The 10,412-nt window shown below is 51.2% G+C and carries 11 protein-coding genes; 7 read left to right on the forward strand and 4 right to left on the reverse strand.

Annotated elements, in window-relative coordinates; genetic code table 11:
• The first annotated feature begins 4 nt into the window (after positions 1 to 4).
• Positions 5 to 1,762: a DUF3466 family protein gene (locus tag ACTUJZ_RS03020; protein ID WP_463634781.1), complete on the forward strand. Its 1,758-nt coding sequence runs from the start codon at positions 5 to 7 to the stop codon at positions 1,760 to 1,762.
• Between the two features lie 339 nt (positions 1,763 to 2,101).
• A complete protein-coding gene (gene rmf / locus ACTUJZ_RS03025; protein WP_463634782.1) occupies positions 2,102 to 2,278 on the forward strand; it encodes a ribosome modulation factor in 177 nt (58 codons plus the stop codon).
• Between the two features lie 78 nt (positions 2,279 to 2,356).
• On the opposite strand, the gene fabA is transcribed toward rmf, so the two are convergent.
• Positions 2,357 to 2,875: a 3-hydroxyacyl-[acyl-carrier-protein] dehydratase FabA gene (gene fabA / locus ACTUJZ_RS03030; protein ID WP_463634783.1), complete on the reverse strand. Its 519-nt coding sequence runs from the start codon at positions 2,873 to 2,875 to the stop codon at positions 2,357 to 2,359.
• A 243-nt stretch (positions 2,876 to 3,118) separates the two neighbouring features.
• Here fabA and ACTUJZ_RS03035 point away from each other — a divergent pair, with 243 nt between their 5' ends.
• Positions 3,119 to 3,376, forward strand: coding sequence for a hypothetical protein (locus ACTUJZ_RS03035; RefSeq protein ID WP_463634784.1), 258 nt, complete (start codon positions 3,119 to 3,121; stop codon positions 3,374 to 3,376).
• 18 nt (positions 3,377 to 3,394) lie between these two features.
• On the opposite strand, the gene ACTUJZ_RS03040 is transcribed toward ACTUJZ_RS03035, so the two are convergent.
• The 3 genes from ACTUJZ_RS03040 to ACTUJZ_RS03050 are packed head-to-tail and all read right to left on the reverse strand — an operon-like array spanning position 3,395 to position 6,119.
• Positions 3,395 to 4,141, reverse strand: coding sequence for an FAD-binding domain-containing protein (locus tag ACTUJZ_RS03040; protein WP_463634785.1), 747 nt, complete (start codon positions 4,139 to 4,141; stop codon positions 3,395 to 3,397).
• Entirely contained in the window at positions 4,142 to 4,891 is a 750-nt protein-coding gene (locus ACTUJZ_RS03045; RefSeq protein ID WP_463634786.1) for a deoxyribodipyrimidine photo-lyase, read from the reverse strand.
• The gene (locus ACTUJZ_RS03050) at positions 4,851 to 6,119 is read right to left on the reverse strand and encodes a DASH family cryptochrome (protein WP_463634787.1); all 1,269 of its coding nucleotides are present in this window, start codon (positions 6,117 to 6,119) and stop codon (positions 4,851 to 4,853) included. Before ACTUJZ_RS03050 ends, ACTUJZ_RS03045 begins: the two co-directional genes overlap by 41 nt.
• Positions 6,120 to 6,197: 78 nt before the next feature.
• Here ACTUJZ_RS03050 and ACTUJZ_RS03055 point away from each other — a divergent pair, with 78 nt between their 5' ends.
• The 4 genes from ACTUJZ_RS03055 to ACTUJZ_RS03070 are packed head-to-tail and all read left to right on the forward strand — an operon-like array spanning position 6,198 to position 10,403.
• Complete coding sequence (locus tag ACTUJZ_RS03055) at positions 6,198 to 7,625, forward strand: cryptochrome/photolyase family protein (RefSeq protein WP_463634788.1); 1,428 nt, start codon at positions 6,198 to 6,200, stop codon at positions 7,623 to 7,625.
• Between the two features lies 1 nt (position 7,626).
• Positions 7,627 to 9,168, forward strand: coding sequence for a cryptochrome/photolyase family protein (locus ACTUJZ_RS03060; protein WP_463634789.1), 1,542 nt, complete (start codon positions 7,627 to 7,629; stop codon positions 9,166 to 9,168).
• Complete coding sequence (locus ACTUJZ_RS03065; protein ID WP_463634790.1) at positions 9,155 to 9,310, forward strand: DUF2256 domain-containing protein; 156 nt, start codon at positions 9,155 to 9,157, stop codon at positions 9,308 to 9,310. The genes ACTUJZ_RS03060 and ACTUJZ_RS03065 overlap by 14 nt, the downstream gene beginning before the upstream one ends.
• 19 nt (positions 9,311 to 9,329) lie before the next feature.
• Positions 9,330 to 10,403 carry an L-dopachrome tautomerase-related protein gene (locus ACTUJZ_RS03070; protein WP_463634791.1) on the forward strand — a complete coding sequence of 358 codons (1,074 nt, stop codon included), beginning with the start codon at positions 9,330 to 9,332 and terminating at the stop codon, positions 10,401 to 10,403.
• Positions 10,404 to 10,412 lie beyond the last annotated feature (9 nt).

Here is a 10,412-nt window from a genome sequence, read left to right on the forward strand (position 1 = left end):
GTACATGAAATTAACACAGCTTGCCGCAGCGTTGCTGCTGGCTACAGGCAGTTCAGCTGCTACCGCCGCCACTTATGATGTTACGCCTTTACCCGTTGAGGAAAAGGCCAAGACTAGTTTTGCCAAGTCTATTGATAACACCGGCACCATGCTTACCGCGGTACGCAACGAATTTAATCCGCGCCTGGATGTCGCGTTACTTAATGAAAGTGGGCTTATCGACGTTCTTGCTTTAGAAGACCCCGAAGCCGCACGGGCCGGCCAGTTTACGTCGTTTGACTATCAACGGATTGTGAATACGCTGCAAAGTGCCAATAACACAGCGAGCCTGGTGTTTCCCAGCCTGGCAGACTTTCGTACCTATGTGACCGATACGGTAGAAGCAACGCCCATCAATGGGCTGGACGCGCCGGTGGAAGGCGGAGGGGTTACCCAAACCGCCACCGTAGTGGGCCGCGATAGCCTGAATCGTAATTTTGTGGTAGGCGCCTCGCAGTTGCCATTTGTACGCACAGATTTTACTACTGAAGATGGTGAAGAAGCGTACTTTTTGGGCACAGCCGGTTACGAGCAGGCCTTTGCCGAAGTCAACGGCACCGCTATTCGCTTGCCATCGCCAGATGACACCTTAAATGGCTACGCTGAAGCCTTTGCAGTAAACAATAATTTTCAGGTTGCCGGTTATGGCACCACCGCATTCTCTGAAGCCAGTTTAGAAGCCATTGCCAATTGTGCCGACGAAGAAAGCCGAAATACGGTCACCGAAGCGCAATGTTTGCAAAATGTCACCTACCTGCGTGAATTAGATAGAAATGGAAATCTGGCCAGGATCCGCCAACCGTTAAGAGACGGTGCACAAATCCGCCCGGTAATTTGGCAACTGGATGCTGCTGGTACCCTGGTGGACACCCAGGTATATCCTTTGGTGTTTACCCCGGAAGGTGATCAGCTAAATATCCAATTTTCCGGGCAGGCGCTGGATATTAATAATGTCGGTGTCGCAGTCGGCTATTCTCAAACTGGTGAGATTGTGAGCCTAACGCGTTTAGGCAATTCGCGTCGAAGTAGTGAACGCGAAGAGGTAGCGGTTTTACTGGCCAATGGTGAAACCACTGAATTACTGCCGCGGGACGAAAATATCCAAAGCCGGGCTATCTCGATTAATGATGAAAATTGGATTGCTGGTCAGGTCACCCGCGAACCCAATAATTCAGCCCGTGACTTTTTGTTTGTGCACAACCCGGATACCGGCGAAACCTTCTACCCGCAGAGCTTTTTTGATAATGCGCAGGTGCGGCCTACCGCCATCAACAACAACAATATTGTGGTGGGTAACTCGCAATTCGAACGCCAGGCAGATGCCCGCCAACCAAGAACCCACGCCATAATGTATCAGGTGGGTGATGAAAGCGTGACCGATCTGAACCTGTTGACCAGCTGCGACAGCGAGTATCTGTTGCTTGATGCTATTGATATCAACGACAACAACGAAATCATCGCCAATGCGCTGGTGCGCCGTCCGAAGCAATTCATAGACGGCGAACTGGACCTGGATGCGCAGGGCGAACAAGAGTTGGAAGATCGTATCGTGGCGGTGAAACTGACCCCGAATCCTAATGGGGAAATTGAAACCTGCGAAGCCGATGATGTAGGCAACATTGAAGAAGAAAAATTTGAACGCAGCGGGGCCAGCACCGGCCTTGGCGCATTAGCCGGCTTGTTATTGGTGGCTGGCTGGCGCCGATTGTTGCGTCGTCGCTAAGCAAATAAGCAAAGTGATTAACCAAAAAGAGCCCGGCCGATGTGCCGGGCTTTTTTTATTTATCGGCCGATTAGATAGCAACATCCCAGATTGAGTCTTCGGTTAAACTTTTTTTGTCTTAAAAATGTCTTTTTAATGCAAAAAAAATGTAACAATAAAACCCACCTTTTTTCATGCGCTTAAATATTGTCAACAGGTTAAACGGTTAAATTAACTTGAACCGGGCAGGCAGAGTCGCTATCACAGTACTGTACCGCATCAATACACACACTCGTCGACCCATAAGCTTAGGAGTGATTGTGCTGATGTTGTGCATTAACTGACAAAAGAGGCTTATCAATGAAACGACAAAAAAGAGACAAATTGACTCGCGCCCACGCAAAGGGATATCAAGCTGGAATCAGCGGTCGGTCAAAGGAAAATTGCCCATTTCAATCTTTTGATACACGGTCACATTGGTTAGGAGGATGGCGTGAAGCGGTCGGCGACCGTCAGGTTGGCCTTTCCGTACGTTAAACACTCTCTTTGACGTTGAACAAACAGTAAGCCCCGCGTGATGCGGGGCTTTTTTATAACTCAATGACGTGTAGCGGATCAGAAGTTAGAAGTGTCCTGGAACAGGCCGACTTTCAAATCTTTGGCTGAATAGATTTCGCGGCCATCCACTTCTACTGTACCATCAGCCATGCCCATAAACAGCTTGCGCTTGATCACACGCTTTAAGTTGATCCGGTAGGTGACCTTTTTGGCTGTTGGCAGGATTTGGCCGGTAAATTTAACTTCGCCCACACCCAGTGCGCGCCCTTTACCCGGACCGCCGCTCCAGCCCAGGAAAAAGCCCACCAGCTGCCACATGGCATCCAGGCCTAAACATCCTGGCATTACCGGGTCACCCGGAAAGTGGCATTGAAAAAACCATAAGTCCGGATTGATATCCAGCTCTGCGACAATCTCACCTTTACCAAAGGTGCCGCCCTCATCGGAGATCGAAACAATGCGATCCATCATAAGCATATTAGGGGCCGGCAACTGGCTGTTGCCCGGGCCAAACATTTCACCACGACTGCAGGCCAAAAGGTCTTCGCGAGAAAAACTCCGTTGTTGTTGCGACATAATCTCTCTTACAGGTTAAAAAGCTTGCGCATAATTTAGCGAACACTTGTACGCTAAACAACTCCGAACAGTCGATATTTGCTAATTTTTAAGCAAATTATCATAATTTTGTAAATCAGTACTGCTAAGTGACTGATATACCGTTTTTAGTGTATTCCATCTACTTGCAGTAAAAAGCACTGGGCCTGTTGCTAATTGTCTGTAATATAGACAGTCACCCTTGCTTTTGATTAACGTGGCCCTATGGCAGAAAAAAAGAACCACGCACAGGCAAACGCCGATAAACAACGCCGGTTTCGTGAAAAGCAAAAAGCTGCAGGCCGCAAGATGGTCCGTGGGTATGTGTCGCCCGAAGCCATGCGCTGTTTTGATGAGATGCATCAAAAAACCGGCTGGAGCGACAGCGAAATGCTGACAAATTCATTGCGCGTCATGTACGCCGCGTACAAATGCGGCCAGATAAAGCTGTTAAATGAATGGCTCAAAGATCATGACCGCTAATAACGCCATTCCAATGGGCTAGGGCTGGCGGACTGGCATGCTGTGTTTAGCCACGATGCGTTTTGCCTCTGTCTGCACATCAGATTGCTGGCGAAACTGCCACAGCCGGTCACGAACCAGCGATGCCCGGCGTTCAATATCAATGATTGGTTGCTGATAGCGCGCTGGCACTTTGAGGTCTTCTAAGGCCACCAGCATGGGGGCGATGGCCCAGGGTGTATGGATGTACCGTGTTGGAAGATCAGCCAGTTCCGGCACCCAACGACGGATAAACCGGCCATCCGGATCAAGTTCTTTAGATTGTTTTATCGGGTTATACAAGCGCAGGGTATTGGTGCCGGTCACCCCAACCTGCATCTGGATCTGCGGATAATGGATCCCTGGTTCAAAATCTAAAAACTGGCTGGCCAGATATTCTGCCGGCCGCTGCCAGTGAATATTCAGCCAGTGGCAGGCCACACTGGTGACCATGGCGCGCATACGAAAATTCAAATAGCCGGTGGCGCGCAACGCACGCATACAGGCATCCACCAGCGGCAGCCCGGTCTGGCCTTCACGCCAGTGCCAGAATCGCCAGTAATCCAACGGCCCGTCGGCATAAGGAAAGGCTGTGTAAGCATGATTCACCGGCCGAAACTCCATGGCACTTTCACTTTCAAACTTTTGCACAAAATGATCATGCCATTGCAGCCGTGAAGACAACGCCCGCAAAGGGCGCTGCCAGCCGGGTTGTTGCGCTGCCTGAAAGTCACAGTATTGCACCACCTAACGTACTGACATATTGCCATAGGCCAGATAGGGGCTGAGCCGGCTACAGCTGCGCCGGGCCAGTTCAGGCGACGAAATATGCTGATGATAACTGCGCCCGCGCTGGTGAAAAAAATCTTTCAGTACCGCCCAGGCGCGCCGCTCTCCACCACGCTGCATGGCTAAATGTTCCGGATCGTCAGGCTGCATCATGTGCTGCGGCCAGGTAATCTGGGCCCAGCGCACACTGGCCAGGTCTACATCTACACAGGGCGCCTGATAATAGGCCTGCCAGTCTTTGCGCCAATACTTGCGGTTGGCCAGTGGGCGGGTCACCGCCGATTGGGCAAACTGATGCCAGGCCAGGGCGTTATCATTGCACCATCGGGCCATGTGCTTATCCCGGGCAAAGGTATTGGCCAGGCCGGTTTCTTCGTGGGAGTATAGGCCATTAATCGTAAAGTGGGTTTTCAGTGAAGCAAGCAAATCGGTAAATTGGCCGTGGGTCACTAGCACCTGACTATTGAAAGGCTTAAGCTGGCCGTTAAGATCATCCAGGCTGTGCCAGACAAACCGCCAGTGCCGTGCACTGTAATGAGGATCGGCCAGCAGTTCGGGTTCAAACACATACACCAGCAGAAGATGCCCGGGCTGCTGGGCAGCATGATACAACGCGCTGTGATCACGCAGGCGTAAATCGCGCTTTAGCCAGACAACATTGAGCCCGTCAGGACAACCATGTGTGAATAAACTTTCGCTCTGGATCATATCGCTCGGTTTGTTGCTGCATGTCAAATTTGCGTTGCCCTCGTGGATCAGATCCTCCGCCAGCAAGATAAAGCCAGTTTCCCCAGTTGCTGGCCACATCAAAGTCAACCAGCATTTGCTCGAAATAGGCAGCGCCATAACGCCAATGCTGAGCTAACTCATGCACCAGATAACTGGCACATAATTGCCGCGCACGGTTTGACATAAAGCCGGTATGATTCATCTCGCGCATGGCGGCATCCACAATGTCACAGCCGGTATCGCCCTGGCACCAGCGCTTAAAGGTGGTGGCATCGTAGGCCATGTTCGGTTGATGCTGCTTAAAGCCTCCGGCGGCAAAAAATAAGGCCTGATGTTTTTTCAGCTGCCAGCGAAAAAACTCGCGCCACAATAACTCAAAGTATAACCAGTAGGTGGATTCATTTTGCGTTACATGTTGTTCATAGTCCGCCAGTCGTTGCGCCACACGACGCACAGACAGCATACCGCTGGCCAGCCAGGCTGAAAATTTACTGGAAAAATCCCAACCCACCATGCCATTACGGGTTTCTTTGTAGCGCGCCACAAAATCAGTTTGTTCGAAATAATAGTCTAACTGCGCCAGACCATAGCGCTCGCCGCCGTGCCAGCCTTGTAAGTTGTTACGGTCAATGGCTTCGTGAGCCACAATCGGCAAATCCATGGGGGGCGGTTTGAGCGTCCGTGGCGCTGCTATGGGTTGCTCGGGGCTGACCGCTCCTTCAATCTTTTTTCGCCAGGGTGTGAAGGTGTTTTTCATCTCTTCAAGCTGGTGCGGCAGGCTTTGGCGAGTAAACAGGGTATCACTGGTTTGGGTATGCCAGGTGATATGCGCCAGTTGTTGTTGTAACTGGGCCCGTTGCCTGGATTCATACACACCGGGCACTTGCGATACACCGATATCAGTAATGTTGTGATCTTCACACCAGGCGGGCAGTGCCTCCTCCGGCTCGGCGTCGATCAGATGAATATGCTGGCCCCAGTCGCCGACTTGTTGGTTTAAGTCGGCCAGGCCCTGTGCGGTGAATGCCCAGCGATGCGCGCCCATGGCTTTTAAGCCAAACTGGTTAGCGGTAAACCAGCTCGGCTGTTTGAAATACACCAGAATCAGCTTGTCCACAACTGAATTTAATTTAACCAGCGACGGCATGTCATCCAATCGCAAGTCGCGCGTAAACCAGTACAATCCAGTTCTTTTGTTTTCAGCCATTACTGCTTTCCACTGCAGATCATTTGATGCGTATTTACGTATATGTGCAAAGCAAAGACCAATAACTAAGGGGACCCTGTGACAGTACCAGTCAGCCTGATGTGGTTTAAAAAGGACCTGCGTGTAAAAGATAACCCTGCCTTAAACGCCGCCTGTGACGCAGGCAAAATCATCCCTGTCTATATATACGATACCGCTGCGCCCGGGGGCCGATTACCAGGCGGGGCGTCTCAATGGTGGCTGCACCAGTCATTAAAAAGCCTTGATGAACGGCTCAATGGCCACCTGCAAATTTTCAAAGGGGATGCCAGCAAGATCGTTCCTCAGTTGATGGAAGATTTTGGCATTTCGCATATTTTCTGGAATCGCACCTACGAGCCCTGGGCAATCAAACGGGATAAGCAGCTCAAACAGGACTTAAAAGATGCTGGCCACGCAGTGAAAAGCTTCAATGGCAGCCTCTTATGGGAGCCCACCAGTATTGAGACCAAAAGCGGTACGCCGTACAAAGTGTTTACCCCCTACTATAAAAAAGGCTGTCTGCAAGCCAGTGAGCCACGGTATCCTATGGCGCCGCCGGCCCGCATTACCTATGCCGATGTGGTGCAGCGCGGTGATGGGCTGGACAGCCTTGCATTGATACCAGACATTCACTGGTACGACACAATTGAAAAAACCTGGAAGCCCGGGGAAGAAGGCGCCGCCGACCGCCTCAGTACTTTTATTCAGGATGCTGCCCAGCACTACGATGAAGAGCGTGACTTACCTGCCGTAGAAGGCACCTCGCGGTTATCCCCGCATCTGCACTGGGGCGAGATTTCACCCAATCAGGTGTGGTATGCCATCAAAGATAAATTTGGTGACGGGGAAAACAAAGACATTGATACCTTCTTAAGCGAACTGGGCTGGCGCGAATTCAGCTATTATTTGCTGTATCACTTTCCGCATATTGTTGAAGATAACTTCAAAGAAAAATTCAATAACTTTAATTGGCGCTACAGCAAAAATGATCTGCTGGCCTGGCAACGCGGCCAGACTGGGATCCCTATTGTAGATGCCGGTATGCGCCAGTTATGGCAAACCGGGTGGCTGCATAACCGGGTGCGGATGATTGTGGGTTCGTTTTTGGTTAAAAATTTACTCATGCACTGGCATCAGGGGGAGGAATGGTTTTGGGACTGTCTGGTGGATGCGGATTTGGCCAGCAATACCGCCGGCTGGCAGTGGGTGGCAGGCTCGGGAGCCGATGCGTCACCGTATTTTCGCATCTTCAACCCGGTCACCCAGGGAGAGCGCTTTGATAAAGAAGGCGAATATGTGGCGCAGTACTGCCCTGAGCTGAAAGATATGCCCAAAAAATATATTCACAAACCCTGGGAAGCACCAGCTGATGCTTTGAAAAAAGCGGGTGTAGAACTGGGGAAAAACTATCCTGAGCCCCTGGTGGATTTGAAAGCCAGCCGCCAGCGCGCCCTGGATGCTTTTGACGAGATAAAAGGAAGCTGACATGAGTGGCACCTTACGCCTGATCTTAGGCGACCAGCTTACCGGTGACTTGCCCATTTTAGCAGACATGGATAAAGATACGGATACCGTGCTGATGGCTGAGGTGAATGAAGAAGCCACCTATGTTAAACATCACAAGCAAAAGCTGGTGCTGGTGTTCTCTGCCATGCGCCATTTTGCCAAACAGCTGGAAGAGCAGGGCGTAACAGTACGCTACCGTAAGATAGATGCCGACAATAATCAGGGTAGCTTGTTAAATGAAACGCGCCTGGCGTTAGACGAAACCGGTCTTGAGTCAGTTGTGGTCACCGCACCCGGCGAATACCGGCTGTTAAACAGCTTGTATCAGTGGGAAAACCAGTTAGGAGTGCCGGTTTCTATCCTCGACGACACCCGCTTTTATTCAACCCCGAAGGCGTTTTCTAAATGGGCCGAAGGGCGCAAAACTCTGCGGATGGAATTTTTTTACCGCGAAATGCGCAAAAAAACCGGCATCCTGATGGAAGAGGGAAAGCCCGCAGGGGGCCAGTGGAACTATGACGAAAAAAACCGTGAAGCCCTGCCAGCAGATAAAACCGTGCCGGAGCCCAGCCGATTTGAGCCGGATGACATCACCCAGGAAGTGATCGACCTGGTACGTGAACGCTTTGCCGACCACTTTGGCGACTTGAACAGTTTTCATTATGCGGTCACCCGGGAGCAGGCTTTGGAAGTGCTCAATACTTTTATTGAGCAGCGTTTGCCGGATTTTGGCCGCTATCAGGATGCCATGCGCCATAACAAGCCCTGGCTGTTTCATTCGCATTTATCCTTTTACCTCAACTGTGGCTTGCTCACTGCGCATGAAGTAATCGACCAGGCGCTGACTGCCTGGCATGCCGGTGAAGCACCGCTGAATTCTGTCGAGGGCTTTATCCGCCAAATTTTGGGGTGGCGTGAATTTGTGCGCGGTTTTTACTGGCATTTTATGCCGCAGTTGCAGTCGGACAACTTTTTTAATGCCAAACGTGACCTGCCGGCCTTTTTCTGGGACGGCTACACCAACATGAACTGCATGCGCCAGTGCATTACCGACACCAAAAACAATGCCTATGCCCATCATATCCAACGCTTAATGGTCATTGGTAATTTTGCGCTGCTCACCGAATTGGATCCGCAACAGGTACAGCAATGGTATCTGCTGGTGTATGCCGATGCCTATGAGTGGGTAGAGCTGCCCAATGTGTCAGCCATGATCCTGTTTGCCGATGGCGGTAACCTGGCCAGCAAACCCTACGCTGCCAGTGGCAGTTATATCAATAAGATGTCGGATTACTGCAAACATTGCGGGTACAGTGTATCGAAAAAAACTGGCGAGAAAGCCTGCCCGTTTAATTATCTGTACTGGCGCTTTTTAGATGCGCACAAAGACAAACTGCAGGACAACCCGCGCATGGGGCTGGTGTATAACAGCCATGCCCGTATGAAAGATGAAAAGCTGCAGGCCATGCGTGACGATGGCGCCGAGTTTTTACGCAAAATATCTAACGATGAAGAAGTCTGACTTACCAGAAAAAATCTGCCCGGTGTGCCAGCGGCCATTTCGCTGGCGTAAAAAATGGGCCAAAGACTGGGAGCAGGTCAAGTACTGTTCAAAGCGCTGTGCCGGCAATCGCCATAAGATATTGCCGCCGGCCACCGACTAACACGATTAAGAGGTGCTTAATGAAAACAAACCTAACAAACACCGCGATGACACTGGCCATCAGTACATTCGTACCTGCACAGACTCTGGCCGACACGCATACTGCCCAGAGCGGCGTAAGTGAAAGTGCCCAGGCCGAACTGGTCAAAGCGGTACAGGGCACTCAGATCACCGGGGTAACCGTGGCCAAAGATGGGCGTATTTTTGTTAACGCGCCCAACTGGCGTGATGGCGTACCTTTTGCGGTGGCACAAATTGACCCGCAGGCCGACACACTGACGCCGTATCCGGATGAAGCGTCAAACCGCTGTGTAGCCGACAGCGAGGCGCGAGAGGATTGTTTTTTAGCCGTGCAGTCGGTGGTGGCTCATGAAGGCAAGCTGTATGTACTGGATACGCGTAACCCCAAGCTGCAAACGGTGGTAGATGCACCGCGATTATTTGTGGTGGACCTGGCCACGAACAAAATCACCGATACCCTGAAACTGAACCGCGAGGCGTATCATGATGATTCTTATATTAATGATTTGCGTGTGGATAGCGCTACACAGCGCATATACCTGACCGATTCTAATCATCCCGGGCTGGTGGTGTATGATTTAACCAGTAACGAAAGCTATCGCATCCTGGATGGCCTTGCCAGTGCCTCGGCTGAGTTTGCCTCGTTTGAAGTGGCTGGCACGCCAGTCAACATGACGGTGCATGCCGATGGTATCGCGCTGGATACCCGCAACCACACCTTATATTTTCACGCGTTGTCAGGCTATACCCTGTACGCGGTGGACACCCACGCCATCGGTAAAGACAAAAATGTCGGCAAAGCAGTACGCAAGGTCGCCACCACCGGCGCACCCGACGGCATGATTTTAGATGAGCGCGGTAATCTGTATCTGGCTGACCTGGAACACAATGAGGTGCAGTATCTGACGCCCAGCATGGATTTGCGAACCCTGGTGAAAGGCGATGCAGTCAGCTGGGCCGATACGTTCAGTATCCATGATGACTATCTGTATTACACCAACAGCAAAATCCAGCATGCTGGTCAGGATGTCAGTGATATGAGCTTTGAAGTGTATCGGGTGCAATTGCCGTAGCAAACATCA

It is taken from the genome of Alteromonas sp. WD8-37 (assembly GCF_055326825.1).

Bases quoted from the DNA above. Each gene is read 5' to 3' on its own strand.
- rmf (WP_463634782.1), top strand. From the start codon at position 2,102: ATGAAACGACAAAAAAGAGACAAATTGACTCGCGCCCACGCAAAGGGA.
- ACTUJZ_RS03035 (WP_463634784.1), top strand. From the start codon at position 3,119: ATGGCAGAAAAAAAGAACCACGCACAGGCAAACGCCGATAAACAACGC.
- ACTUJZ_RS03045 (WP_463634786.1), bottom strand. From the start codon at position 4,891: ATGATCCAGAGCGAAAGTTTATTCACACATGGTTGTCCTGACGGGCTC.
- ACTUJZ_RS03020 (WP_463634781.1), top strand. From the start codon at position 5: ATGAAATTAACACAGCTTGCCGCAGCGTTGCTGCTGGCTACAGGCAGT.
- ACTUJZ_RS03060 (WP_463634789.1), top strand. From the start codon at position 7,627: ATGAGTGGCACCTTACGCCTGATCTTAGGCGACCAGCTTACCGGTGAC.
- fabA (WP_463634783.1), bottom strand. From the start codon at position 2,875: ATGTCGCAACAACAACGGAGTTTTTCTCGCGAAGACCTTTTGGCCTGC.
- ACTUJZ_RS03070 (WP_463634791.1), top strand. From the start codon at position 9,330: ATGAAAACAAACCTAACAAACACCGCGATGACACTGGCCATCAGTACA.
- ACTUJZ_RS03065 (WP_463634790.1), top strand. From the start codon at position 9,155: ATGAAGAAGTCTGACTTACCAGAAAAAATCTGCCCGGTGTGCCAGCGG.
- ACTUJZ_RS03050 (WP_463634787.1), bottom strand. From the start codon at position 6,119: ATGGCTGAAAACAAAAGAACTGGATTGTACTGGTTTACGCGCGACTTG.